The sequence below is a fragment of the Streptomyces sp. NBC_00988 genome, from assembly GCF_045162645.1.
Lineage (GTDB): Bacteria > Actinomycetota > Actinomycetes > Streptomycetales > Streptomycetaceae > Streptomyces.
The window spans coordinates 9,727,960-9,752,382 of record NZ_CP108730.1 but is presented as its reverse complement, the minus strand read 5'-3'; the positions used below and the strand labels follow the sequence as shown (position 1 = coordinate 9,752,382).

Genomic DNA, 24,423 nt, shown 5'->3' with positions numbered 1-24,423 from the left:
AGAAGGTCACAGGCATTGCCACGCAACTGCCGCGAGAGTCAGTGGCCTTGCCTTGGCGACGCCTGGCCTGCGGCTCACGAGGCACCGGATTGCGGGCCGTTGTGGAGCAGACGTGGCCTCACCGTCGTTACAGATTCGGGTGTTGAGGGCTTCCCGCCGCTACATGCCGCGAACGCGGGGGTGCTACCAGAGGCTTGGCGCCCCCTGCTGCCGTTACGCCGGAGAGGTGCCGGGTTTCAAGCGCTTGCCGTATAGCCGGATCGATGCTGGGGTGCGACAGCCAAAGGACTCAGGACGGGGTTGCAGCGCGAGTCGGCCTGTTCCTGTTCCCGGATCCAGGCTTCGAGCGTTTCCAGCCGGTACATGACGCGTCCGCGTTGGCCCATACGGAAGCTCGGAGGTCCTTGGCGCCGGTGCCGCCACACGTACAGGGTCTGGGGTGAGAGGCCGAGGTACTCGGCTGCATCCCTGACGTTCAGGAAGGCTTTGCCGACGGCGCCGGGCGCGCCAGGCGCCGTGGAGGGAGCGGGTAGCGGGCGTGCGGGCATGGAACGTCCTGTGTGAGAGAGGTGGGGGCCGCGGGCGGGCGAAGTGCGAGGCTCCTCCACCCGCGGCCTGTGTTGGAAGCGCGGTGGGATCCGCGGTCACGCCGAGATCGACGCAGCGCTAGGGATTCAGGGCGTCGCGCTTCGCCTCGCAGTGCAGATCGGCCATGGCGAAGGAGGCTTCGATGAGGCCGTTGGAGCCCTCACCCGACGCCTGGAAGCAGTGCGGGAAGCGTCGGGCGAGTGAGGGGGCGCTGACGCCGATGCGTTCGGCGACCTTGAAGACCCCCAAAGCGGTGCGGTGCCCGCTCAGCCAGGTTGCGATGCGGGCGTCTCGGAGGTCGGAGACACGCTTTCCGAGTGGTGAGTCGATCTCATGCGCCTCAAGGACCGCCTTGCGCGCGTCGTCCCACGCCCTGCGATAGTCCGCGCCGGACAAGGGCCTGCCGTCATCGCGGGTGAACAGCCTGTCATCGGGGCGAAGGCCGCGCCGGGCTACTTCCGCCCTCAAGACCTCTACGAGTGCCCGGCACGCCGGAACGACCCGCGGTTCACCCGCTCCATCCGCTTCCTCATGGCCATAGGCGAGCCGGCGGGAGTGAATCACCAAAGCGCCCGGGCCTTCGTCGGGCAGACGCGCATCACGAACACGCAGCGCAAGTGCCTCCTGCGGCCTCAGCGCAGCAAAGGCGATGGTTGACAGGAAGGCGCGCAACGGGCGTCCGTTCAGCGGACGTTGTCCGAGCCAGTCCAGCAGATCGTCACGCTGCCGATCCGACAGCAGAGACTTCTCATCAACAACGGCAGCACCCACAGGGGCAACTCCTCACACTCGGGGATGTACTTGCTGCAGAGCAAGGCGTTCTCGGCATCAGGCCAACGAACACCTGCAATACTCCGGACAATCGCCGGTTTGGGTAACCGGCGATTGCGTGTTATAAGCCGGAGGCGAAGTCCGGTCTACCCTTCAGGAACCAGTCGCGAAGCCACCACCAGGCGCGTCGAGAGGCGTAGTCGGCCCGGCATGCCGCAAGCCTGCAAGGACGGCCGCGCGGGGGGTATCGGATCGCCGTCTCCCATGACACAACAACCCCCGACATGATCAAGGTTGACATGGCACTGGCAGATACTTCCAGTCCGTTCCACCTCGAATTGGTCTGCCGTCAGCGAACTGCCTCCAGAAGGGCGGGGCACGCATCGGTTTCCCGACAGAACAAAGCGAGGTGCTTCCTGAGGAGAGTTCAGTTAGGCTAGGAGGGTCTTTTGACCCGCCCACAAAGGACGCTGATACACCCTCACACGGCGCGACATACCTCCGGAGCCGTGTGCGCAGGTTCGAATCCTGCCGGGGGCACTCCGGAAAAAGCTCCTGACCTGCATAAATACAGGTCGGGAGTTTTTGCGTTCACGTCAAAACGCACACGGTCTTTTGACCGTTACTGTTTTCCGCCCACAACAATGCGGAAAAGCTGGCCTGTTGGCAGATTTCCGCAGGTCAAGGCAACCTCGCGCGAATCTCGGTGGCCCTACACAGGGCAAGATACCGATTCATGCGCCGACTTGGCAGTTGGCAAGGTTTCAGCCCCGAGAACAGCGCGCGACCTGCCTAAACGTGGCCGACGACACACAGAAGCGCACACGGTCTGGTGGGTCGTTGCCGTATCCGCCTGTATGCCCGCTGCTCCGTTCCGCCCTTCCTCGGGCAGACGGGTGACCGCCGCGGCCGGGGCGCCGGACACCGATCGGCTTTACGAACCCGTTGCGAGCCCAAAAGGTTCCGAGGGACCCCGCATCCGTACTCCTGTACGTGCGGTTGCGAACCGGACAGGAGACACGGTGCTCGTTTTGCGGAGAACGGCGGGAACTCTCTTCGTGGGTGGTGCGCTCAGCGTCACCCTCGGGTCGCTCCTGTACCCCGTCATGCTCGGAGTCCAGAAGGTCGGCAGTGCGCCCGAGCGGGTCATCGCCACCCCGGCGACCGGACCGTTGACGGAGGCCGACCGGGATTTCGTGGTCAAGGTGCGCTCGGCCGGATTATGGGAGTACCCCGTCGGTCAGCTGGCGTTGAAGAAGGCCACGACGAAGGCCGTCAAGACCGCAGGGGAGCACCTGATCGACGGGAACGCCTCCCTGGACGCCGCCTGCCGCGCGGCCGGCGGCCAGTTGGGCATCCCCCTGCCCAACCAGCCGTCGCCACAACAGCAGGGCTTCGTGGCCGGATTGAAGGCGGACAGGGGCAAGCAGTTCGACACCGACATGGCCACCCTCCTGCGCGCGACGGACGGCCAGTTCCTCTCCACGATCGCGAGCGTCCGCACCACCACGAGGAACTCGCTGGTCCGTGCCCTGGCCGACCGGGCCAACGACATCGTCCTGGACCACCTCGCGGTCCTGGAGAAGACCGGTCTGGTCGACTTCGGCCAGGTCCTCCCCCAGGAAACCACCCCGCCCAGGCTCCCGGCCCAGGATCTGACCCCGCCGCCCCCCGTCGCGACACAGCCGCAGGTCGTCCTCATCCCGCCGACGAACAGTACGGTCTCGCCGAGTCCGTCTGTGGGGTGAGGATGCGGGCCCAGCCGCCTGCCTGCGCCGGCCAGGCCGTCGTGTCCGGCCCGAGCCTCCCGCCGTCCTCCCCGGCGCGCTGCTGGTCAGGACCTCTCCGGGCGGCAGCTCCGGCGCCGTACCGGAGAGGTTGGCCACGCACCGCCGGCCGTCCGACCGTGTGGAGCTCAGTATTCTGGTCGCGGGGCCTTCCGCTCGCTGAAGCTCCTCGCCTCCAGCGGCTTGCAGTGCCGGCGCAGGGCCTTGCGATAGGGCTTCACCGGTGAGGGTGCCGTCGATCATGAGGTGGAAGCCCTTGTGGGTGTCCGTGAGTGGAAGCGTCCGGTCGATCGCCGGGAGGACACCTCGGTGACCTCCGACAGGATGATCATCGCGGTCAGTTCGGTGCGGGTGCAGCCGGTGGAGCCCAGGGCGCGCTGCTGGAGGTAGAGGACCGGCCCAGGCCGGCAGGCGGGTTCGTGCCGCTCGTCGCCGCTGGTGAGCATTTTCGGCGTCTCGGCGGAGACATCGATCCCCACCTCCGCCATGGCCCCGGCCATCGCCGGGTTGACCTTGTCGGCGGGAACGGAGCCCTCCGCTCGGACCCCGGCCTGGTCACCGGCAAGGTGCATGAGGAAAGCCGCACCCATCCGGGAGCGGCCGGCGTCAGTTCCGCGAACGCGCGGTCGATAGGCCCGAGACGCATGCCGTGCTGGGGGGGCGCCGATGTGGTCGGCTGCCGCGACACGATGGGCACCGATCAGCCGGGCGAAGAGGGAGACGACCGCTGCGGACGACGCCGGCCAGGCCCTGGGACGAGCAGCGTCGAAGCAACCCCGGACCGTAGGACATTGCGGCCGCCGCGTGGCAACGCGCCCACCGCGTCCCGGAGTTTCAGGGCTGGCTCGCAGCAGGTTGAGGTCCATCCGCGCTCCCGGGCCGCATGATCCCGGTTTGCGGCCCGCGCCGGACCAGGCGTCACCTTCCGTACCAGTCAGGGCAGTTATGGCCCATCAACAGGTCCCGTCGGGCCGTTGTTCGATCGTCGCGGGTCAGTCCCGAAGAGATTCTTCGCGGGTGAGGGGCGCGTGCGTACGGTCCGGGCATCGAGGCGGATCGGCAGCACCGGTCCGCCGCAGTCAACGCAACACAAGGGGAGGCGCTGTGGCGAATGTGGAAGTGTCGCTGAAGGAGATGATGGCCGGGGTCGAGGGGGCGTTGGGGGCCGCCGTCGTCGACTACACCAGCGGGATGGCGCTGGGCACGCTGGGCGGCAGCAAAAGCCTGGACCTGACCGTCGCCGCCGCCGGCAACACGGACGTCATCCGGGCCAAGGTGCGCACCATGGAAGCGCTGGGCCTCAAGGGCCAGATCGAGGACATCCTGATCACGCTGGACAGCCAGTACCACCTGATCCGTCTGATCACCGGCCGCAACGGCAACGGCCTGTTCCTGTACCTCGTGCTCGACAAGGCCCGCTCGAACCTGGCCATGGCCCGCCACCAACTCAAACGCGTGGAGGGGGCGATCGAGATTTAGCTCGGCCGGCAGGCAGGAACTACCCCTGCCCATGATGTGAAGACTTCTTCAACTCATCACATCAGCATGGTCACAAGGTGCGGTCGTGCCGGGCCAGGGGCGTGGAGGATCGGCATCCGAGGGCGGCCTGTGGTGTGGCGCCGCCCTTGGATGCCGCCACATCCCGGCAGCCGCATTCCCACCCACCCGGCAAGGAGCGAGCATCCATGCAGGCCCCCCTCTACCAGGTCAAGGCAGAGTTCTTCCGTATGCTCGGGCACCCCGTGCGCATCAGGGTGCTGGAACTCCTCCAGCACGGGCCGGTGTCCGTGCGGGACCTGCTCGCCGACATCGAGATCGAGCCCTCCAGCCTGTCGCAGCAACTGGCCGTCCTGCGACGCTCCGGCATCGTCGTGTCCATGCGGGAGGGCTCCACCGTCCGCTACGCGCTCGCCGGCGGCGACGTCGCCGAACTCCTGCGCGCCGCGCGCCGTATCCTCACCGAACTCCTCACCGGACAGAACCAGATCCTCGCCGAACTCCAGGGCGGGGCCGCCCTTCGTCCGTGTACCACTGCGGCCGGGCAGGGGCAGCAGCATCGTGAACCTGCTGGTGCGTTCGACCAGGATGCCGATCGCGGAACTGTTCAGGCCGATGATGAGGTCGCCCTCCCCGTGCCCCGGGGACCGCTCGGTCCTGGGCCTCGGCGGGCCTCTGGCTGATCCTGACCTCGCCGGTGATGAAATCCTTGCCCGGCGGGCGGTGCGGGACCGGGGAACTCGCGGTGCGGCGCCGGCGCGCAGACAGGCGACGAGCTCGCGTGTCAGCGCTCCGCGGCCCTGGACGTAGAGGGCTCGGTAGATCGCCTCGTGCGAGATCCACGTGGACTCATCATGGGGGAAGTCGAGCTTCATACCGGTGGGAGATCTGCTGCGGGCTCGACGAGGTCACCCAGCGGCGATCTTGACATCTGGGCCTGTTCCGCCCTTTCCGCCGCGGTGCTGCCAGTTCCGCTCGGCGTGCCGTCCGGGCCGCGGATCTCTCCGGCCAGGCGGTCCTGGACGTACTCGTGTAGCCGCAAGACCCCGGAACGCTGCCACGTGAGGGCGAGACTTCAGCTTTTGCCAGCCTACAATTGAAGAGTTCTTCAATTGGTTAGTTGCGTTGGTCGACAGATGATCCAGGGTGTGGAGGTTGGGGTGGGCGAGGTCGTCGAGGCGCTGCTGGCACGGGTGAAGGCGGCCCGGGCCGGGCTGGCGGTCGCTGTGGCGGCCGACGACCCGTACGCCGTGGCCGTGGCGCGGGACGAGTTGGATGACGCGGTGCGCTTCGCCCGTCGGCACGGACTCGACGTCGAGGTGGCAGGGGCGGACGAGGAGTGAGTGGCATGCCAGTTCCGTTGTACGAGGCGAAGGCGGAGTTCTTCCGGATGCTCGGGCATCCGGTGCGGATCAGGGTGCTGGAGTTACTGCAGGACGGGCCGCTGCCGGTGCGCGATCTGCTGGCTGCGATCGAGGTGGAGCCGTCGAATCTGTCGCAGCAACTGGCGGTGCTGCGCCGCTCCGGGATCGTTAACGCCACCCGTACCGGTTCGACCGTGGTGTACGAGCTGGCGGGCGGGGACGTGGCCGAGCTGCTGGGCGCGGCGCGCCGGATCCTGTCCGTTCTGCTGGCGGGCCGTCAGGAGCTGCTGGACGAGCTGCGTGGCGCGGAGCCTGCGCGGTGATGGGCGGATGCCGGTTCCGGCCGTGGCGTCGAAACCGGCCTGCGACAGCGATGGAGTGTGTGCCGTCGCCGGTGCGGGGTCACGTCGTCTCGGTTCCGGTCGGGCCGGAGGCAGTGCGGCGGGCCCGTGAGGCGGTGGCCGGACGCTTCGGCGAGGTTGGCGTCGCGCCGGGCTCGGCGTTCGCTGACGCGGTGCTGCTGGTGGTCAGCGAGCTCGTGGTGAACGTGCTGCGTCACGCGCCGCGGTCCCGGGTCGCGGACGTGGGGATGACGGTCGGCGCGGGGCATTTGGTGGTCAGCGTCGCCGACGCCGAGCCATGCCTGCCCGACCTCGAACCGGGCGCCACGGGATCGGGACTGCAGCTGGTGGCCGAGTACAACGGCGACGTCAGCGCGGAACCGGCCGTCGACCATGACGGCAAGGTCGTCCTCGTCCGGTTCCGGATGCCGTCGTAGCCAACAAAAAGCATGGAGACCATGGGAAGCAGGGAGACGGCATCGTGAGTGACGGACCTGAGGCGGACAAGGCGCCAGAGATCGCGCAGGGCGAAGAGAAGCGCAAGGACCGCGAGTGGCAGATTGAGCGCGGCGTCGCGATCCGGGCGGGTTTCTATATCTTCGGCACCCATCTGTTCGCCGGGTTCGTGTGGCTGCTCTTCTATCTGGGCGAGCACGGGCACAAGTGACCTGGCGTGATGGCGCCTGCGGCGACAAGGGCCGACCGAGGTCAGCAACACCGCGCCGGGACGGGTTCGGCGCGGGGAAGGGACTGTCTGAAGTGATCGTTGTTGTGGGACACCCGGACCTCACCGCGCCCACGCTGGCGATGGTGGAGGACGAGCTGCGGCGGCGTCTGGCAGGGTTCGCGCGGGTGGGCAGGGCCGGACTCGTGCGTGCCGGGCAGGGGCTTCCGGTCGTCTTCGGCAGGGCTGCTCGTGCCGCGGGACTGACGCTGGTGACCGTGGTGCCGTCAAAGAACGGTGTGCCTGAGGTGATGGACGCTGGTGACCGCCGGGCGGCCGGGGAGTTGCTCCTGCTCTCGGAGCAGGTGCGGCTGCTGGAGTACGACCCGTCTGACCGCGGTGCCTGTGTGGTCGCGGACGAGAGCCTGCTGAGCTCGTGCGCCCGTTTGCTGGCGGTGTGGGACGGCTCGCCGTCCAGCGGTCGTGACGCGACGGCCCATCTGGTCGCTTTCGCCCGCGGCAGTGGCATCGGTGTCGAGGTCCTCTGGCCCGACGGTGCAAGCCGCATGGCACTGGAGGAGGTGTCATGATGCCGGCCGCCTCCAAGCCCGGTCCTGCCGGGCGCATGGCCGTGTTGCGCTGCAACGAGGCCCTGAGGCTGGTGGGCACCGTGCCGTTGGGGCGTGTGGCCTTCACCGACCGGGCGCTGCCCGCGATCCGGCCGGTCAACCGCCTGATGGACGCGGGCGAGATCATCGTCCGCACACACGGCGGGTCGGCTCTGCTGGGCCGTGCGCCGGCGTCCGAGGTGGTGGCGTACGAAGCCGACGAGATCGGCCCGATCACGCGGACCAGCTGGAGTGTCGTGGTCACCGGCACGGCGACGCGGGTCGCTGATGCCGGTGAACTGGCTCGGTACCAAAGGCCGCTGGTGGCGTGGTTCGACGCGGCGATGGGCCAGGTGGTGCGCATCCAGCCTGAGATCGTCAGCGGAGTTCGACTGACGCGCGTCGGGCGTTCCTGATCCCCGGGGAAACCTCGACATGTGATCGGCGACGGTGCCTGCGCACCGTGCGCGTGGACGCGGCTCCGCGCGGGAGGTGCATATCGGGGTCGGCCCGCAGGCCGCCCGGGGTTCTTTGTGCGCACCGAAACAACGTCGGGAACGCGGGATGGGCCGGAGAGGATGATCTCTCCGGCCCATCCGGCGTGGGTCGTTCCTACTCGGCCAGATCGATCCCTCCGGTGGGTGGGTCGCTCCCCATTGCCATCGAGAGCTTCGCTGCGACGCTCTCGATGAAGGCGTTCCACCACTGTGGCGCGCGGGCCGCGAACTCCATGACCATGTAGCCCGACAGGATCGTGGCCGTCACGGTCAGCTTGTCGCCGGCCTGGCCCAGGGCGATCGACGCCACCGCGTGGATTCCGAGGAGGCCGGTGCAGATGTAGCCCAGGCAGGCCGTGAGCAGTCCGAGCCAAGTCGGGGTCCGCTCAAGGCCCAGCCTGCCCGCCAGCCAGGCGATGCCGCCGCTGACCGGCACGCACGCGTAGACGGCCAGTCGGCTGTGCGGGGTGAGCATGCCCGCGACCAGCCAGGAAGGCTGGAGCGCGACCCACATCTGCAGGGTGGGAGGCCGAAAGCGACCCCTAGGCGGGCCGCTGCTCCCGGACGTAGACTTCTTGTAGATCGGCATCAGTGGACTCCAAACCGTGGGTGCCGATACGGAACAGGGCTGCCGGTGCAACGGCGGCCCTTTCCTGTGAGTTGTGGAGCAACGGTAGTGGCCCTCACCCACGCAGAGCAAGATGCGCTTTCTTGATCAAAAGAAAAAGTTCTAACTCCTTCGCAAGTAGAACTCGTGGCGATCGGCGGGAAAGTTCTTCGCCGCTCTAGGGCAGTGCAGCTACCCGGCGGTACGGTGGGTGCATGGAGGACCTCCCCGCCAATCTGGATCCCCGCGTGACGCTCCAAAGGCTGCATGCCTTCGTGCTGACTGCCGAAAAGCGCTCGCCCAAGGAAGCCGCGGATGCCATGAAGATGACCGCCTCGGCCATCCGCCAGCACCTCTCGACTCTCGACGACGTGTACGGCCGCCCCCTACTGCAGAAGGCGGAGGGGGGAAGCTGGGAAGTCACCGAGTTCGGCAGGAAGGTCCTGCCGGCGGCCCAGCGGGCCGTGCACCAGTGGGCACAGATCACCCGCATCGGCAGCACCACCGTGGTAGTCGAGTTCCTGCCGCAGCACGCGTACTTCGTCTCCCCGGTCGCCGCTCAGCTGCGCGATCGCATGGAGATCAAGCTGGCGCCGCTCAGTGAGCACGACCGGGACCGCAGCCGCTTCGAAGAAGCAGTGGTCGGCCGGGTCGCCGACGGGGTGTCCGATCTGGTGGTCGGACTGCCGCCGAAGTCCATGGCGAAGCTGGAGAAAATCCCCCTGTACACCTCGCGGCTGGAGGCGATGATCCGCGACCTCGGCGACGAGTCGCCCGACCACCTGACCCTGGATGAGGTGGCACAGCACGACCTGCTGCTGCCCCCCAGCGCCGCGCGCTCCCGCGAGCTCCTTGAAAAGGCGCTCGCCGAAGGACTCAAGGAGACCGGGACCCCCCACCCCGTTCCGGTTGTCGAGGCGTACGGCACCAAGGTCCTGGTCACGCTCGGCGAGGACGGACACGGCACTGTCATCGTTCCGTCCGACGTCGCCTACCCCTTCGCCAAGGGCAACCGGCTCGGCGGACCGATAAGCGAGCGCTTCAAGTGGGTGCCGCTGCGTGATCGGGACGGCAATGAGCTAACCCAACAGGTATTCGTCACGACTCGCCCTCAGCCGAGCGAGGACGTCACCAAAATCATCACAGGTCTGAAGGAGAAGGTGGCGGAACTCGGACTCGACGTCAGGTCGAGGTGAAGGGGTACTGCACCGGGCCGGGTCGGGTCGGACGGACCCCCTTGAAGGGCGGGCCCGGCATGGGGGCGTCTATTGCGGTTGCTCGTTCCAGTGGAGCAGTGTGGCCTGAATGCCCTTGTACACCTGCGCCACGGGCTTCTGGCCGTGTGAGTACGACAGGTTCCACTGACCGTCCCTGCTGAAGGGAGGCGTCGCTCCGCCGTTCTGCTCCGACTTCAACGCGACTGCGCCGTTCACGCCCGTGACCATGGCCATGTGCGTCTTGTCAGACCCTCCCCACTTGAAGAAGAGGAGGTCGCCGGGCCGAGCCATGACCGCGGCGTTGGGGTTGGCGGCGTCAAGGGGAATCTCCCTCGCCCAGCCACGTCCCACCCAGTACTGGGCGGCCTTCTCTACATTCACCCAAGGCCCCGACGTCCCGGTCGGGTTCATGTAGCGGTTCACCGGGTCGGCGGGGTCCCACCATGCGTCGTTCTGTGGCATGCCGCCGACGGCGAGCGCGCGGGAGGCGAACTCCGTGCACGGGTCCTTGGTGTAGGACGACTTGTACGACTGGGCGTTGTCGCGAGCCCAGGTTCCCGCCTTCGCCGGATCGAACGTCGGCGGGTAGTTCGCGGGGCTCGGCTGCCCGAACGGCAGGCCGTGACCGGCCAGGTTGGACAGCGTCTGCGCGGTCTTCTCACCGACTGCGCCATCTCGGGTGAGTCCGTAGTTTCGCTGGAAGTCGATGACGGCCTGACGCGTCTTCGGGCCGAACTTCCCGTCGGCCGCGAGATTCGCGCCGTTGAGGCGATCGAGGTCCTGCTGCAGCCTGGTGACACAGCCTCCGGTGCTGCCGGACGAGAGCGTCGGGCAGTTCGGATAGGAGTCGGCGGACGCGTGCCTCGCCGACGGAAAGAACGCGAATGTCACGGCCAGGCAGGCCGCGATCAGGAACAGGAGCGGCAGAGCACGACGGCGCTTGGCGTGACGTGCCCTGGCGTGGGATGCGAACACCCAGACCCCCAACTGGTTCGCGAGAAGGCTTCAGTACACACCGCTCCCTGAATGCATGTAAATACGCCGACTATTCGCGAACTGCTCCATAGGCGCATGTTGCGCATCAACGGCGTGAGGTAGTGCAAGCAGCGCGAAATGTCTCGTCATTGCGTGGGCCGCGCTCCCCTGCGGGCGGCCTCGATGCCACATGCCTGACCAGACGTCACAGGTCGTTGCCCGCGTAGGAGAGGTTGAAGCTTTTGTTGGTCAGCGGGAAGTCGGGGACGATCGTGTCCGCGAGCGCGACCGGCAGGGCGGGCCAGTTGAAGAAGGACGGATCGACCGGCTTGACGCGGGCCAGGGTGCCGTCGGGGGCGAGTTCGAGACGGGTGGCGATGGTGCCGCGCCACCCCTCGACCAGGCCGACGCCGCTGCCCGGACCCGCGCCTGGCGCGTGCTGCGGTGCCAGTACCGCTCGGGAGGCGTCCAGCCCTTCGGCGAGATGCTCGATCAGGGCGACAGACGTCTCGATTTCCTCGGCACGCACCAGGAAGCGGGCCAGAACGTCGCCGCTGTCCTGGACGGGGACGTCGAGCCCGGTGCCGTATGCCGTGAAGGGATGACTGACGCGTGCGTCGTCGTAGAGACCGCTGGCCCGGGCGACATAGCCGAGGCAGCCGATCTCCCGGGCGGCATCCCTGGGGAGGATGGCGGTCCCGGTGAAGCGGTCGCGGACGGTCGAGTGGCCGAGGGCCAGGCCGGCGATCTCCCGGATATCCTCACCGATGGCCTTCAGGCGGGCGGGATGGGGCAGTGACCGCAAGACCGAGCCGCCGGGTACGACGCCGCCGCGCAGCAGCCGGTGACCGGTGATCTGGTGGTTGAGGCGCAGGAGTTGCTCGCGGACGCGCTGGGCGTGGGCGTTGAGGATGCCGTGGCCGACGTCGTTGCAGAGCATGCCGAGGTCGGCGACGTGGTTGTGGATGCGCTCCAGCTCCAGGAGCATCGCGCGGGCCCGCTGCGCCTCGGGCGGCACCTCGGTGCCGGTGGCCTCCTCTACTGCCAGGCAGTAGGCCAGGGCATGGCCGACCGCCGTATCGCCGCTGATGCGTTCGGCCAGCGGCAGCCCGGCGGCGATGCTGCGGCCCTGGAAAAGCTTCTCGATGCCCTTGTGGACGAACCAGAGGCGGACCTTGAGCTTGAGGATGGTCTCGCCGACGACGGAGAAGCGGAAGTGGCCGGGCTCGATCAGGCCGGCGTGCACCGGGCCGACCGGGATCTCGTAGACGCCGTCGCCCTCCACTTCCAGGAAGGGGTAGGGGCCCTCCTGCTCGCCGAAGGCCGGGGGCGGTCCGGCGTCGGGGCGCATCGGGTACCAGCCGCGTGGCCAGTGGAAGTGGCGTACGAGGCGGCGCGGGAGCGGGTGGTCGAGGGGGACGATGCCGAACAGGTCGTGCATCTCGCGCTCGAACCGGCCTGCGGGGAAGGAGAGATGGGCCAGTGTCGGCACCTCGGGCCGGTCGGGGTCGAGGCGGACGTGGAGTTCGACGCGGGTGTCGGGCGGACCTGCGACGAACAGGTACACCACGCGCGGTCCGCTGTCGTCGTGGTGGGCGGCGACCAGGGCGAGCCGGTGGCCGCCGTCCAGCAACTGCTCTGCCCGCCCGGGCAGTTGGGCGACGTCGATCTCGTGCGTGGTGCGCATCGCTCAGTGGCCTCCGATCGCCTGGGCCGCGGTGTGCAGCAGGTCGGTGAGCGGGCCGGTGGCGATGCCCAGCGCCGCGCAGGCGCCGAGGCCCAGGGCCAGGGGCCACAGAGCGGAAGGGCTTTCCTCGGCCGGTGTTCCCGGCCCCAGCAGCATCCGGGCGGTCCGGAGGGCGAGCGCGGCGAAGGCGAGGAGCACGAGCAGCAGGGCGGTGGCCGTGGCCCAGCCCAGTCCTGCCCCTGCGGCGAAGCCGGCCCTGGCGATGCCCAGTTCGGAGGCGAAGAGGCTGAAAGGTGGGAAGCCCGTCAGCGCCACCACAGCGAGCCCGAACGCCCCTGCTGTGGAGGGGACTTGGGCGAGCAGGCCGCGGACCCGGCCGATCCGCGTGGTGCCGGTCAGCTGCAGGATGCGGCCGGAGGCGCAGAAGGCGACGGACTTGGCGAGCCCGTGTCCGGCGATGTGCAGCAGTGCGGCGGACAGGGCGAGCGGGCTGCCGATCGCCGTGGCCAGGGCGATCAGGCTCATGTGTTCCATGCTGGAGTAGGCCAGCATGCGTTTGTAGTCGCGCTGTGCGAGCAGCAGGCCGGCCGCGAGAGCGAGGGTGAGCAGGGCGATCGAGGCGAGCAGGACGCGGGTGAAGTCCGGGCCCAGGGCGGCGTCGGCGATGACCCGGTAGCGCAGGATCGCGGCGAAGGCCACCGACAGCAGCACCCCGGACATGAGCGCGGAGACCGGCGCCGGGGCCTGGCTGTGGGCGTCGGGGAGCCAGGAGTGCAGGGGGATCAGGCCGGCCTTGGCGCCGAAGCCGAGGACGATCAGTGTGATGCCGAGCCGGGTGACGGCCGGGTCGAGGCGGTGGGCGTGGGCGACGAGGGTGGGCCAGTCCAGCGCCCACGCCTCCGGGATGCCGGCCTGGCGGGCCGCGTAGTAGATCAGCACGGTGCCCAGGAAGGCGAGCGCGATCCCGGTCGAGCAGATCACCACGTACTTCCAGGCCGCCTCCACCGAGGTGCGGGTGCGGCGGTGGCCGACGAGGAAGGCGGTGACGATGGTGGTGGCTTCGACCGCCACCCAGAGCACGCCGAGGTTGGCGGTCACCACGGCCAGGCACATGGCGGCGAGGAACGCCTGGACGAGGACGTGGTAGCGCCAGGCAGTCCTGCCGTTCGCCCGCCCGGCGGCCCGCTCGCCCGCCAGGTAGGAGGAGGCCGAGCCGCAGGCGATCAACGCGACGGCGCCGACCACCAGCAACATCCAGGCGGTCAGCCCGTCCGCGCGCAGGAGGCCGGAGTACGCCGTCCGCGGGCCGCCGTCGACGACGGCCGCCGCGAGCAGGCTTCCGCACATGAGGATCACGGCAGGCGAGACAAGACCGGCCCAGGCCGTCCAATGCCTCGTCGGCGTTTTGTCGGGCTCGGGCCTCTCAGTCACCAGGACGGGCACCCTCGCGGCTGTCTCCGGCCGGCGGGCTCGGGGCAGTACGGCGGCGGTCGGCCGGCGGGTACGCAGTCCGGCCAGGGCGTACGCGCCGGCGACCGCCAGCGGCACGGCGGCGGGCGCGGTGAGGAGCAGCGCGGAAGCAGTGGGGCTCATCAGTCGTGCAGCTCCCGCAGGTCGTCGATGTCGGTGCTACCGAACGCCTCCCGCACGCGGGTGGTGAGGATCTGCAGCACCAGCACCACCAGCAGTACGTCGAAGGAGACGCCGAGTTCGACGATCAGTGGCACCCCGGAGGTGGTCAGGAACGCGGTGGCGGTGATGCCGTTGTCCAGCAGCAGGAAGCCGACCACTTGGGCCAGCGCCCGCCGGCGGGTCACCAGGACGAAGAAGCCGATCAGCACGACGGCCAGGCCCATGGGCAGGGCGCGGGTGGCCGGGGTCGGGTTCAGCTCGGTCAGGGGGCGGGCGACCGCGTAGGCGAGCAGGGTCAGCAGGGCCGCGGCCATCAGTGAGGCGGCGACGTTGACCAGGGGCTGGGTCTCCCGGCTCTCCGCTCCGGCGTCGCCGTAGCCCCGCTGGTCCTCGGTGAGTGCGGCCAGGACCCGGCGCACCAGATGCGGAAGGACGCCCGCCCTGAGCACGCCGATACCGATCCCTACGGCAACCAGGTCCCACCGTTTCTCGTGCGCGCCGAGCAGCACGGCGATCGCGGCCAGCGCAACGCCCTGCAGGGCGAACACCCGGACGATCGCGGCGAGTTCGCGTCGCCACAGCACCAACACCGCCGCCAGCAGGAAGGCGCCGCAGGCCAGGTCGAGGAGCTGGGTGTAGAGGCCGTCGCTCATGACGCTCCGTTCAGGAAGTACGAGGCGGTCACCGCGAGCAGCGCCAGCAGGAAGGAACCGGCGAGCAGTTCGGGCACCCGGAACAGCCGGATCTTGGCCCAGAACACCTCGGCCGCCGCCAGTACCGCGCCCAGCAGGCAGACCTTCGCCGCGAACCCCACCATCGCCACCGCGAGGGCCGTCCACGACGCGCTGGTGGCGATGCCCCAGGGCACGAACAGGGAGGACAGCAGGCCGAGCAGCAGGGTGAGCCGCATCTGGGCACCGAGTTCGACCAGCGCCAGGTCCGGGCCCGCGTACTCCAGCACCATCGCCTCGTGGATCATGGTGAGTTCGAGGTGGGTGGAGGGGTTGTCGACCGGGATCCGGCCGGTCTCGGCGAGCACCGCGACCGCGAGGGCGGCCGTGGCCAGCAGGCCCGCCGGGGAGGTGAGCCGGGCCGGTTCGTGGACGGCGCCGGAGACGATGGCCGGGATGTTGGTCGTCCCCGCCGGTATCGACAGCGCGAACACCGAGAGCAGGATGGTCGGCTCCACCAGCGCGGCCACCGTCATCTCCCGGGAGGCGCCCATCCCGCCGAACGCGGTGCCGGTGTCCAGCCCGGCCAGTGCGAGGGCCAGGGTGCCCAGCGCGATCAGCGCCACCACCAGGATCAGGTCCGCGTGCCCGCTCACCGGGGTGTCGGTGGACAGCAGCGGAACGAGCGCGGCAGCCACCACCGTGGTGGCGACCAGCAGGGCAGGCGCCGCGCGGAAGGCGGGCCCGGTCCCGACGGGGGTGATCGGTTCCTTGCGCAGCAACTTGCGCACGTCCCGCCAGGGCTGCAGCACGCCGGCCCCGGCGCGACCTTCCAGGCGGGCGCGCACCTGCCGCATCCACCCGGTCAGCAGCGGAGCCCCCGCGCCGACCACGACAATCTGGCCGGCCACGGCCACGTATCCGACAGCGCTCATTTGCTCGCTCTCACCAGCCCACCGCCAGAATCAACAGCAGCACGACCAGGCCGACGAAGCCGTAGCCGAGATAGAGGTGCACGCTGCCGCCAGCCAGCCGCCGCGCCGCCTGCCCGGTACCGGCGAGAGAGCGCAACAGCGGCTCGTACAGCCGGTGTTCGATCCGGTCGGGCACCCGGCGCTGGAAGCGCACCCGCTCCACCAGGTACGCCGACTCGCGCACCGGCGTGACGTCGACGTCCTGCTCGGGTGCGAGGACGTCGTCGAAGACCCGCTGCAAGGGTTCGGCGAACGAGGTCGCCGTATAGGCCATGCGCGGGGTCGGCGCCCCGCCACCGCAGTCCCACAGCCGGGCGTTCGTACGCCGCCGACGGCGCCCGTACAGCCTAGGCAACCCGACGGCCAGCATGAATGCGGCGGTCAGGGCGGCGACCACCCACAGCGGCGCCAGCGACGCGGACACGCCGACGATCCGCACCTTCAGTCCGCCGCCCGACACGGCTCCACCGCCCGGCAGCCCGACCGCGCCCACCGCCCGGTCCAGGCCGTCGCCCAGCAGCCCCGGCACCAGCGCCAGCGCCGCGCACGCGATGGCGAGCAGAGCCATCCCGACGAGCATGAGTGTCGGCGCCTCCCTCGCCCCCGCGGCTTCTTCGCTCCGGGGGCGGGCGAAGAAGCCCACGCCCAGCGCCTTGACGAAGGCAGCCGCGGCGATCCCGGCCGACAGCGCGATCAGCGCGACGGACAGCGGCAGCACGACGGCCACGGCGACGCCCGGCACCCGGAGCCCGTGGATGAGGGACTGCAGCAGCAGCCACTCACTGATGAACCCGTTGCCCGGCGGCAGCGCCACGGCGCCGAGCGCGGCGAGCGCGAACAGTCCGGCGGTGGCCGGCATGCGTGCCCGCAGCCCGCCCAGCCGGTCCAGGTCCCGCAGGCCGGTGGCCCGCAGGACCGATCCGGCCGCGCAGAACAACAGGGCCTTGAACGCAGCATGGTTGACCATGTGCAGAAGGGCGGCAGCGAGCGCCAGTGCGGCCAGCGGGCGGTCGCCGTAGGCGGCGAACAGCCCGGACGCCCCGACCCCGATCAGGACCAGACCCATGTTCTCACTCGTCGAATAGGCCAGCAGCCGCTTCAGATCGGAGGCCATCGCCGCCTGCAGGATCCCGTACACCGCGCTGACGCCGCCCATCGCCATCAGCCCCAGCCACCACCACGCTGGGCCGCCGCCCAGCAGATCGAGGCCGGTGCGAACCAGGCCGTAGACGCCGAGGTTGACCATGGCGGCGCTCATCAACGCCGAGACGGGGCTGGGCGCTTCGGGATGCGCGCGCGGCAGCCAGGCGTGCAACGGCACCGCACCCGCCTTCGACGTGAACGCCAGGGCGGTCAGCACGAACACCAGCCCACGCACCGTCGGTGACACGGCACCCGCACCCGCCCGCAGCGCGGTGAAGGACTCACCGCCCACCTGCGCGGCGAAGAGGGCGAATCCGGCCAGCAGCAGCACGAGGCCGAGGTGGGTCATCACCGCGTACCAGACGCCCGCCGGCCGCACCGAGGCCCGCTCCCGGTGCTCGGCCAGCACCAGCAGCAGCGACGCGAGCGCCATCAGCTCCCACAGCACCAGGAACGTGGACACCGAAGCCGCCACGGGCACCAGCACCAGAGTGAGCGCGAACAGCGGCAGCACCGCCTGCGCGGTACGCGAGCCCAGCCCGTACGCGCCGTGCCCCGCCGCGTACCCAATGCTGTACACCGCGACCGCCACTACGACCGCCCCGGCCACCGCCATGAACAGACCCGCCAGCGCATCCACCGCCAGATGCATCCCGGCCAGCGGCAACACCTCCGGGAACGTGGCTGCCCAGCTGCTTCCGCCCAGTGCAGCCACACCCGCCGCACAACCGCCCACCCCCACACCAGCCGTCAGGGCTCCAACGACAGGAACGCGCAGCCGATACGGCAGCACAACTCCGGCCAGCGCGCCCGCGCCGCCCAGTCCGGTGGCCGTCACAAGGGCGGCCGGAATCACACTCACCGCCCGGTCACTCTCCGCAGCGCCGCCACGATCTCACCCGGCTCCGGAGGGCAGCCGGGAACCTGAAGATCCACCGGTACGACATCGGAGACCGCGCCCTCGACGCCGTAACCGCCCGCGAACTCACCGCAGTTGATCGCGCAGTCGCCGACCGCGACCACCAAGCGCGGCTCTGGCATCGCGGCGACCGTGCGGCGCAGCGGCTCGGCCATGTTCCGGGTCACCGGTCCGGTCACCAGGGCCACGTCGGCGTGCCGGGGCGAGGCCACCAGGCGGGCGCCGTAGCGCTCGGCGTCGTAGACCGGGTTGAAGGCGCCCGCGATCTCGATCTCGCAGCCGTTGCACGAGCCCGCGTCCACGCACCGCACCTGCACCGAGCCGCCGAACTCCCTGGCCGCGGGGAGCGGTTCGCCCTCCGGCCTGGGCGGGGCGGGCTCGGCCACCCGCCCGGTGTCGCGGATCTTGCGCAGCAGGCCCATGAACCCTCCCTGACACGGTGAGGACTGGTTGGCGGGTGTCCAACAGGATGCCCGCGGATGGAGTGACGTCGCTCGGAGGTGAAGCGACCGCCTCCCGGTACCAGAGAGCACTGTCAACTCTCGGGAGGCGGCCGCCGTTTGGGGGGCCGTCGCTACGACGGCGGCTTCGCCTGCGCCTGGGCGGCCTGCAGGTCGGCGAGGAGTTCGGCCTGCCCGGCGAGCACGCCGGACAGGATGGTGCGGGCGACCCTGAGCAGCTCGGCGATGTCCGGGCTGGTCAGTGAGTAGTACACGGTGGAGCCCTCCTTGCGGGTCACCACCAGGTTCGCCCGCCGTAGCACCGCGAGCTGCTGGGACAGGTGGGCGGCCTCGATGCCCACCTCGGGCAGCATCTCGGCCACCGCGTGCTCGCGCTCGCTCAGCAGTTCCAGCACCCGGATGCGGGCCGGATGGCCGAGCGTCTTGAAGAACTCGGCCTTCAGTTGGTACAGCGGCGTACTCATCGTCCCGTCGCCTCCCGCGCGCAGCAGCACGGCCGGACCGGACCGTCCTCGGCCCATCGCATCCACCCACTCGTCACACACATGCGGCCCATCCTCGCCTGCGGCAGTGGCCACACCGAATCCGCACACCAGAAACCGGGCCACCCGAAAACAGCAGTGCCGACCTCAACAATTGCTAAGATTAGCAACTCCATAGGTCATGTGAGGGAGGCTTGCGTGAGAATCATTCCGCTGCGCGGCCCCGGGGTCTCCTGGTACAAGTGCCCGGCCTGCCGCCTGAAGTGCCGCCCCAGGGCCGTCGGCGTAGATGGCGCCTGCCCCCGGTGCGGGCACGCCCACATGATGCGGCTGTCCTTCGGCGGTCGGCCCACCTCCTCCACGCCGGGCGGCGACGACCGGAGCTGACCCGCGCACGGCAAGCGGACCACAAGGGAGTGGGGCATGGGTGACTGGGCCGGCCAGTCTGGAAATGGGATCCGCTTCGAGTGGGGGCCGGCCGGAGCGGGCCGCCTCGCCGGGGAGGCCGCCTGTGTGGTCATCGTCGACGTGCTGTCCTTCACCACGGCGGTGAGCGTCGCTGTCGAGGCGGGCATCCAGGTGCTGCCGTTCTGGCTGCCGGACGGCCATGCCGCCCCGGTCGAGCGGGCTGCGGCAGAGGAGGCCGCCACCGTCTATGCCCGACAGTCGGGCGCGCGGCTGGCCGTCGCCCGCCATGCCGTCACACCCCCGACAGTCCCTGGTCCCTCTCCCCTGCTCACCTGCGCCGCGCCCCGTTCGTCGCGCGCCTGGTGCTGCCGTCCCCCAACGGCGCGGCCATCGCCGCGGCGGCACGGCCGCAGGTGCGGGTGGTCGCGGCCTGCCTGCGCAACATCACCGCGGTCGGCAGCTGGCTCACCGCCCACGGCCACGGCACGCCCCGGCATCCGGTCGCCGTGATCGCCGCCGGCGAGCGATGGCCGGACGGAAGCATGCGCCCCGCTCTGGAGGACCTGCTCGGTGCCGGTGCCCTCATCTGCGACCTGCAGGCCCAGGGCGCGGGATCGCTGTCCACGGAAGCTGCCGCCGCGAAAGCGGCCTACGAGGGCACCGCCGATCTCACTCGCGCAGTCGCATCCTGTGCCTCCGGCCGCGAGCTGGCCGCGACGGGCTTCGTCGAGGACGTGGCCATCGCCACGGAGGAGGACACCTGCACCGTCGTCCCCGTACGGGACAGCGACGGCGCCTTCGCCCCCGGCTGAACCCGGTGAACCCGGCGGTTCACTCGCCGGCGTCGTCTCCGTTCGCCCAGCCCGTCGTCCGCCACTCGTGGCGGCCCGTGGGCGGCTCGCCGTGCCGTGCGCTGTGCGCGGCGAGCGCGTCGGCCAGGTCGGCGTGCACGGGGATGGGCGGGCAGTCCCCGTCGGGGGCAAGGGAGCCGTCGGCGGGGATCGCGGCCAGTTCCAGGCTGCGGCCCGCTGCGGCGAGACGGCGCGCGGCCTCGGTGATCGCCAGTTGCCCCTCGGCCGACCAGGCACGCAGCTCCGTCAGGTCGACGACGACCGGGCCGCTCCCGCGTCCCACCGCCCAGCCGACGGCACCCTCGAAGCGGCGAACGGCGTCCGGGCCCAGGTATCCGGACACGGACAGGATGCCGAGGTCCTGCTCGACGGTGTAGCGCCACTCGATGGTCATGGTCGTCAACTTCCTTGTGCAGTCGGCCTGTTGAGTCAGAGCGGGAGAGCTCAGAAGGGGAGAGATCAGAGGGGGAGGGTGATCCAGATGCTCTTGCCCCTGCCGTCGGCATCGCCCCGCACGACCGCCGTGCCGGACAGGCCGAGGGTGAGTTCCATGACGGTGGCCAGACCTCCCGTCCCGGCGTCGGTGAGCGACGCGTACAGCGGCGGCTGGTAGGGGTGGCGGTCGTGCACGGCGAAGGCCAGACAGTCCGTACCCGCCGCGTAGATCACCGTCACCTGCGGGGACAGCTTGGCGGCGTGCCGGACACTGTTGGTGACCAGCTCGCCGAGTATCAGCAGGGCCGGGTCGACCGCGGGGTGGCGCAGGCTGATCCCCCACTCGGTCAGCGCCCGCTCGGCGGTCTGCCGCGACAGCCGGACGGCGGACGGCTCGGTGGGCAGGGTGAGCACGTGCCGGTGGGGCAGGGCTTCGAGCCGCGTGGACATCAACTCGCCGTCCCGCGGACCAGCCGGAAGCCGCAGACCCTCTGGGGATGGATACGGACGATCGTGTCGTGGGGGCCGTACTTCCAGCCGGTGAGCGTACGGCGGTAGTGGCCGGCCTCGTTCGGATCGATGATCACCTCGGCGGGCCCGGCCACCGTCACCGTCCAGCCGGTGGCACTCGCCGCCCGGACCTCGTCCACGTGATACGTCGCCGTCAGCGGGATGGCTGCCGCCTGCACCGGAGCGCGCACCACCAGGCGGCCGTACTCCCAGATGTGCCGGCCAGGCCGGATGACGGTCACCTCCCGCTGCGGATACACCAACCGCCCCAGCTCACTGCCCTCCAGCAGCCACAGGGCCTCGGTGCCGGAGACCTCGACCATGCGCAGCGATGCGGGCTCAGTGCTCATCCGACGGTTTCCTCTGTTCCCTCGCTGATCGGCCGGGACGTCTGGGCGGGCAGCGGCGGCATGACACCGGCGCACTCCAGATAGGTGCGCGCGCCCTGGATCGCCTCGGGCGTGGTGACGTACTCGCGCCCCTCCAGGCGCAGCAGCTCCAGCGCGCCGACCGAGTCCAGGACCTGGCGCTGGCCGGGGCGTATCCCAGACGTCATGACGACGATGCCGCGACGGTTCAGCTTGGCGACCGCGTCCTTGAGGACCAGGGCACCGGTGGCGTCGATGGTGGTCACCCGGGACATGCGCAGGATGACGACCCGTACATCGGCGACCTCGGCCAGCTCCAGCAGGAAGCGGTGGGCGCCGGCGAAGAACAGCGGGCCGTCGATGCGGTAGGCGACGATGTGCTCGGCCAGCAGCGCATGCTCCTCGGCGCTGTGGTCGCCCCGATCGAGCGGCACCTGATCCAGTCGGGCCTGCTTGGCCACCGCGCGCAGGGCGAGCGCGCCCGCGACCACCAGGCCGAGCACCACGGCGTACACAAGATCCAGAGCGAGGGTCGCGACAGCGGTCAGCACCAGGATCAGCGCATCGGAGCGGGTGGCCTTCGCCATCGCCCGCAGCGAGCCGACCTCGACCATGCGGATCGCGGTGGCGAGCAGCACACCGGCCAGCGCGGCGAGCGGGATCTTCGAGACCAGGGGCGCAGCCGCGAACACGATCACCGCGAGGACCGCGGCGTGGGTGAGGGCCGCCAGCCGGGACCCGGCGCCGGTACGGACGTTGACGGCCGTGCGCGCGATCGCGCCGGTCGCCGGCACCCCGCCGAACAGCGGGGCGGCGATGTTGGCCAGCCCCTGGCCGAACAACTCCCGGTCCGGATCGTATTTCTGACCTACCGTCATGCCGTCGGCGACCGACGCCGACAGCAGCGACTCCAAAGCCGCCAGCGCCGCGACCGCCACCGCCGGAGCCAGCAGGGAACCCAGCGACCCGAGGTCGAGGAAGGACAGTGAAGGAGCCGGGAGCCCATACGGCAGATCGCCGATCGGCGTAGCAGCGTCCAGGCCCGCGGCCTGCGCCACGACAGTGGCCGCGATCACCGCGAGGATGGAGAACGGGACGGTGGGTCGCAGGCGGGCGCCGATCAGCATCATGCCGGCGACCGCCACCGCGAAGGCGACGGCGGTCCAGTTCGGATCCTCCGCGAACGCCTCCAGCGCGCGCCAGGTCACGACAAGTACGCGATCGCCCTCCGGCTTGGGCACCCCCAGGGCGTTGGGGACCTGCTGCAGACCGATCACGCAGGCGATGCCCAGGGTGAACCCCTCGACGACGGGCGCGGGCACGTACTGCATGTACTTCCCGGCCCTTAGCAGGGCGAGCGCGACGAGCATCACGCCCGCCATCAGCCCCACCGTGAGTACCCCGGACGGCCCGTGCGCGGCGACGATCGGCACCAGCACCACCGTCATCGCACCCGTCGGCCCGGAGACCTGAAGATTCGAACCGCCGAACACCGCGGCGAGGGCACCGGCGATAACCGCGGTCGCCAGCCCCGCCTCCGCGCCCAGCCCGGAGGAAACACCGAAACCGAGCGCGAGCGGCAACGCGACGACCGCCACCGTGAGGCCGGCCAGGAGATCCCGGCGCGGGTCACGGCGCACCTCGGCCCAGTCCCTCCGGCCGGGCAGCAGTTCGACGATCCGGCCTCGGATCCGGGTGAGAGCGGACGTCATCGCGTGGCGACCTGGGCTTCCCGCAGTTCGGCGAGCAGTTCGTTCCGGCCGGAGAGCATCTCGGTCAGGATCCGGCGCGCGGCTCCCATCAGGTCAGCCACGTCGCCGCCGGCCAGCTCGTAGACGACCGTGGCCCCCTCCCGCGTCGAGGTGACGATCCCGGAGCGGCGCAGCACGGCCAGCTGCTGGGAGAGGCTGGAGGGCTCCACCTCGATCGCGGCCAGCAGGTCTCGTACCGGCAGTGGCCCGTCCTGCAGCAACTCCAGCACCCGGATCCGTACGGGATGCCCCAGCATCCGGAAGAACTCGGCCTTGGCCTGATACAGCGGAACGGACACGACTCCTCGGCTTCCCCGACAGCGCCCCACCCGGGAGGCAAGTGAAGGCTGCGCCAGCGGCTACCTGCAGACACAACCAACACAGCATCTAGCCAATTGCGAAATTTTGCAATTCAGCATTCGACTACTACCGGATCATCCCCGGCAACTGGGGGGGGTGAGCGGGTCAGCCCTTCTTGACCACACTCGACTTGAGCTGCATCGCCCCGAAACCGTCGATCTTGCAGTCGATGTCATGGCCGTCGACCCCGTCGACCAGCCGGATACCGCGCACCTTCGTGCCGGCCTTGATTCCCGAGGGACTCCCCTTGACCTTGAGTGCCTTCACCACGACCACGGAGTCGCCGTCCTGCAACACATTACCGACGGCATCTTTCACCACCCGCTCCGCAGGAGCACCGGAGTCCGAGCCGCCCTCGGTGGGCACCCACTCATGGCCGCACTCCGGGCACACCACCAAGGCGTTCATCTCGTAGGTGTACTCACACAAGCACTTCGGACAGGGAGGAAGATTCTCGATCACCTCGCCAGCGTATCCGGCCCCGCGCCTCGGACGATCCCATCATCCAGCGTACGGATACGGCCACTGCGGGGACGTCCGTTGAGGAGAGAAGCAGGCGTACTTCGATCTGAGACGGGGTGCAGGACTCGTGGAGCAGCCGGGCGACGAAGCGGGCCGGAACCGTCTCCCGGTCGATGTCCCGGTCGAGTTCGATGTGCATGCGCCGGGCGGTAAAGACGTTGCGACATGCGGTGGGCGTATCGGGTGGCAACGGCCTGGCCCGGAGAGCACGAGTGTGGAAGGGACGCTGTTGGCCGCGTGCAACACGACGCGGCCATGACCGGGCATGCGTGCCCGCCCGGTCGTCCTGCGTACCCGAAAGCTGGACGCGGGCAAAGCAGAAACGCGTGGGGG

Annotated in this window: 30 protein-coding genes, 1 tRNA gene and 2 pseudogenes; 13 read left to right on the top strand and 20 right to left on the bottom strand. The window is 69.9% G+C overall.

Annotated elements, in window-relative coordinates:
• Positions 1-236 precede the first annotated feature (236 nt).
• Together OG496_RS44245 and OG496_RS44240 are read right to left on the bottom strand one after the other, a co-directional pair.
• Entirely contained in the window at positions 237-548 is a 312-nt protein-coding gene (locus tag OG496_RS44245; protein ID WP_405974863.1) for a helix-turn-helix transcriptional regulator, read from the bottom strand.
• Between the two features lie 118 nt (positions 549-666).
• Positions 667-1,359 (bottom strand): hypothetical protein, encoded by a 693-nt coding sequence (locus OG496_RS44240; protein ID WP_405974862.1) that lies wholly within the window; start codon positions 1,357-1,359, stop codon positions 667-669.
• A gap of 424 nt (positions 1,360-1,783) precedes the next feature.
• Between OG496_RS44240 and OG496_RS44235 the strand changes: the two genes are divergently transcribed.
• Together OG496_RS44235 and OG496_RS44230 are read left to right on the top strand one after the other, a co-directional pair.
• Positions 1,784-1,896: transfer RNA gene (locus tag OG496_RS44235), tRNA-OTHER, on the top strand.
• Positions 1,897-2,417: 521 nt separating this feature from the next.
• Entirely contained in the window at positions 2,418-3,107 is a 690-nt protein-coding gene (locus tag OG496_RS44230) for a DUF4142 domain-containing protein (protein WP_405974861.1), read from the top strand.
• A 278-nt stretch (positions 3,108-3,385) separates the two neighbouring features.
• Here the strand turns inward: OG496_RS44230 and OG496_RS44225 are convergent, their stop codons facing one another.
• Positions 3,386-3,718 (bottom strand): hypothetical protein, encoded by a 333-nt coding sequence (locus OG496_RS44225; RefSeq protein WP_405974860.1) that lies wholly within the window; start codon positions 3,716-3,718, stop codon positions 3,386-3,388.
• Between the two features lie 532 nt (positions 3,719-4,250).
• On the opposite strand from OG496_RS44225, the gene OG496_RS44220 reads away from it, so the two are divergent.
• The gene (locus OG496_RS44220; protein WP_405974859.1) at positions 4,251-4,625 is read left to right on the top strand and encodes a hypothetical protein; all 375 of its coding nucleotides are present in this window, start codon (positions 4,251-4,253) and stop codon (positions 4,623-4,625) included.
• Positions 4,626-4,831: 206 nt separating this feature from the next.
• Positions 4,832-5,149, top strand: a pseudogene (locus tag OG496_RS44215) (ArsR/SmtB family transcription factor); the annotation flags it as partial.
• Here OG496_RS44215 and OG496_RS44210 read toward each other — a convergent pair.
• Positions 5,147-5,682, bottom strand: a pseudogene (locus OG496_RS44210) (IS30 family transposase); the annotation flags it as partial. The pseudogenes OG496_RS44215 and OG496_RS44210 overlap by 3 nt on opposite strands.
• A gap of 109 nt (positions 5,683-5,791) precedes the next feature.
• Here OG496_RS44210 and OG496_RS44205 point away from each other — a divergent pair.
• The 6 genes from OG496_RS44205 (at position 5,792) to OG496_RS44180 (ending at position 8,036) form a co-directional block, all read left to right on the top strand.
• Entirely contained in the window at positions 5,792-5,986 is a 195-nt protein-coding gene (locus OG496_RS44205; RefSeq protein ID WP_405974858.1) for a hypothetical protein, read from the top strand.
• Between the two features lie 5 nt (positions 5,987-5,991).
• A complete protein-coding gene (locus tag OG496_RS44200) occupies positions 5,992-6,330 on the top strand; it encodes an ArsR/SmtB family transcription factor (protein WP_405974857.1) in 339 nt (112 codons plus the stop codon).
• A 59-nt stretch (positions 6,331-6,389) separates the two neighbouring features.
• Positions 6,390-6,785, top strand: coding sequence for an ATP-binding protein (locus tag OG496_RS44195; protein ID WP_405974856.1), 396 nt, complete (start codon positions 6,390-6,392; stop codon positions 6,783-6,785).
• 44 nt (positions 6,786-6,829) lie between these two features.
• Positions 6,830-7,015, top strand: a complete 186-nt coding sequence (locus OG496_RS44190) for a DUF6126 family protein (RefSeq protein ID WP_405974855.1) — start codon at positions 6,830-6,832, stop codon at positions 7,013-7,015.
• A gap of 92 nt (positions 7,016-7,107) precedes the next feature.
• Complete coding sequence (locus OG496_RS44185; protein WP_405974854.1) at positions 7,108-7,602, top strand: hypothetical protein; 495 nt, start codon at positions 7,108-7,110, stop codon at positions 7,600-7,602.
• Positions 7,599-8,036, top strand: a complete 438-nt coding sequence (locus OG496_RS44180) for a pyridoxamine 5'-phosphate oxidase family protein (RefSeq protein WP_405974853.1) — start codon at positions 7,599-7,601, stop codon at positions 8,034-8,036. The genes OG496_RS44185 and OG496_RS44180 overlap by 4 nt, the downstream gene beginning before the upstream one ends.
• 196 nt (positions 8,037-8,232) lie before the next feature.
• On the opposite strand, the gene OG496_RS44175 is transcribed toward OG496_RS44180, so the two are convergent.
• Positions 8,233-8,631 (bottom strand): hypothetical protein, encoded by a 399-nt coding sequence (locus OG496_RS44175; RefSeq protein WP_405974852.1) that lies wholly within the window; start codon positions 8,629-8,631, stop codon positions 8,233-8,235.
• 308 nt (positions 8,632-8,939) lie between these two features.
• On the opposite strand from OG496_RS44175, the gene OG496_RS44170 reads away from it, so the two are divergent.
• Positions 8,940-9,920, top strand: a complete 981-nt coding sequence (locus tag OG496_RS44170; protein WP_405974851.1) for a LysR family transcriptional regulator — start codon at positions 8,940-8,942, stop codon at positions 9,918-9,920.
• Between the two features lie 69 nt (positions 9,921-9,989).
• Here the strand turns inward: OG496_RS44170 and OG496_RS44165 are convergent, their stop codons facing one another.
• The 8 genes from OG496_RS44165 to OG496_RS44130 all read right to left on the bottom strand — a co-directional run bounded on the left by OG496_RS44165 (position 9,990) and on the right by OG496_RS44130 (position 18,867).
• Entirely contained in the window at positions 9,990-10,916 is a 927-nt protein-coding gene (locus tag OG496_RS44165; RefSeq protein WP_405974850.1) for a peptidoglycan-binding protein, read from the bottom strand.
• 205 nt (positions 10,917-11,121) lie between these two features.
• Complete coding sequence (locus tag OG496_RS44160) at positions 11,122-12,603, bottom strand: NADH-quinone oxidoreductase subunit C (RefSeq protein ID WP_405974849.1); 1,482 nt, start codon at positions 12,601-12,603, stop codon at positions 11,122-11,124.
• 3 nt (positions 12,604-12,606) lie between these two features.
• A complete protein-coding gene (locus OG496_RS44155; protein ID WP_405974848.1) occupies positions 12,607-14,196 on the bottom strand; it encodes a proton-conducting transporter membrane subunit in 1,590 nt (529 codons plus the stop codon).
• Positions 14,196-14,888 (bottom strand): hypothetical protein, encoded by a 693-nt coding sequence (locus OG496_RS44150; protein ID WP_405974847.1) that lies wholly within the window; start codon positions 14,886-14,888, stop codon positions 14,196-14,198. Before OG496_RS44150 ends, OG496_RS44155 begins: the two co-directional genes overlap by 1 nt.
• Complete coding sequence (locus OG496_RS44145) at positions 14,885-15,841, bottom strand: respiratory chain complex I subunit 1 family protein (RefSeq protein ID WP_405974846.1); 957 nt, start codon at positions 15,839-15,841, stop codon at positions 14,885-14,887. Before OG496_RS44145 ends, OG496_RS44150 begins: the two co-directional genes overlap by 4 nt.
• Before the next feature lie 10 nt (positions 15,842-15,851).
• On the bottom strand, positions 15,852-17,885 hold the full coding sequence (locus OG496_RS44140; RefSeq protein WP_405974845.1) for a proton-conducting transporter membrane subunit: 2,034 nt from the start codon (positions 17,883-17,885) through the stop codon (positions 15,852-15,854).
• Positions 17,882-18,364, bottom strand: a complete 483-nt coding sequence (locus tag OG496_RS44135) for an NADH-quinone oxidoreductase subunit B family protein (RefSeq protein WP_405974844.1) — start codon at positions 18,362-18,364, stop codon at positions 17,882-17,884. The genes OG496_RS44140 and OG496_RS44135 overlap by 4 nt, the downstream gene beginning before the upstream one ends.
• Before the next feature lie 152 nt (positions 18,365-18,516).
• A complete protein-coding gene (locus tag OG496_RS44130; RefSeq protein WP_093631627.1) occupies positions 18,517-18,867 on the bottom strand; it encodes a helix-turn-helix transcriptional regulator in 351 nt (116 codons plus the stop codon).
• Between the two features lie 216 nt (positions 18,868-19,083).
• Between OG496_RS44130 and OG496_RS44125 the strand changes: the two genes are divergently transcribed.
• On the top strand, positions 19,084-19,272 hold the full coding sequence (locus tag OG496_RS44125) for a hypothetical protein (RefSeq protein ID WP_405974843.1): 189 nt from the start codon (positions 19,084-19,086) through the stop codon (positions 19,270-19,272).
• A gap of 80 nt (positions 19,273-19,352) precedes the next feature.
• Positions 19,353-20,105 (top strand): 2-phosphosulfolactate phosphatase, encoded by a 753-nt coding sequence (locus OG496_RS44120; protein ID WP_405974842.1) that lies wholly within the window; start codon positions 19,353-19,355, stop codon positions 20,103-20,105.
• Positions 20,106-20,124: 19 nt separating this feature from the next.
• Here the strand turns inward: OG496_RS44120 and OG496_RS44115 are convergent, their stop codons facing one another.
• The 7 genes from OG496_RS44115 to OG496_RS44085 form a co-directional block, all read right to left on the bottom strand.
• Positions 20,125-20,538, bottom strand: coding sequence for an anti-sigma factor antagonist (locus OG496_RS44115; RefSeq protein WP_405974841.1), 414 nt, complete (start codon positions 20,536-20,538; stop codon positions 20,125-20,127).
• A gap of 65 nt (positions 20,539-20,603) precedes the next feature.
• Positions 20,604-21,029: an ATP-binding protein gene (locus OG496_RS44110; protein ID WP_405974840.1), complete on the bottom strand. Its 426-nt coding sequence runs from the start codon at positions 21,027-21,029 to the stop codon at positions 20,604-20,606.
• Positions 21,029-21,439 carry a pyridoxamine 5'-phosphate oxidase family protein gene (locus OG496_RS44105; protein ID WP_405974839.1) on the bottom strand — a complete coding sequence of 137 codons (411 nt, stop codon included), beginning with the start codon at positions 21,437-21,439 and terminating at the stop codon, positions 21,029-21,031. Before OG496_RS44105 ends, OG496_RS44110 begins: the two co-directional genes overlap by 1 nt.
• Positions 21,436-23,169, bottom strand: a complete 1,734-nt coding sequence (locus OG496_RS44100; protein ID WP_405974838.1) for a SulP family inorganic anion transporter — start codon at positions 23,167-23,169, stop codon at positions 21,436-21,438. The genes OG496_RS44105 and OG496_RS44100 overlap by 4 nt, the downstream gene beginning before the upstream one ends.
• A complete protein-coding gene (locus OG496_RS44095) occupies positions 23,166-23,507 on the bottom strand; it encodes an ArsR/SmtB family transcription factor (RefSeq protein ID WP_405974837.1) in 342 nt (113 codons plus the stop codon). The genes OG496_RS44100 and OG496_RS44095 overlap by 4 nt, the downstream gene beginning before the upstream one ends.
• A gap of 166 nt (positions 23,508-23,673) precedes the next feature.
• Complete coding sequence (locus tag OG496_RS44090) at positions 23,674-24,030, bottom strand: zinc ribbon domain-containing protein YjdM (RefSeq protein ID WP_405974836.1); 357 nt, start codon at positions 24,028-24,030, stop codon at positions 23,674-23,676.
• Positions 23,990-24,229, bottom strand: a complete 240-nt coding sequence (locus OG496_RS44085) for a hypothetical protein (protein ID WP_405976896.1) — start codon at positions 24,227-24,229, stop codon at positions 23,990-23,992. The genes OG496_RS44090 and OG496_RS44085 overlap by 41 nt, the downstream gene beginning before the upstream one ends.
• Between the last annotated feature and the right edge of the window lie 194 nt (positions 24,230-24,423).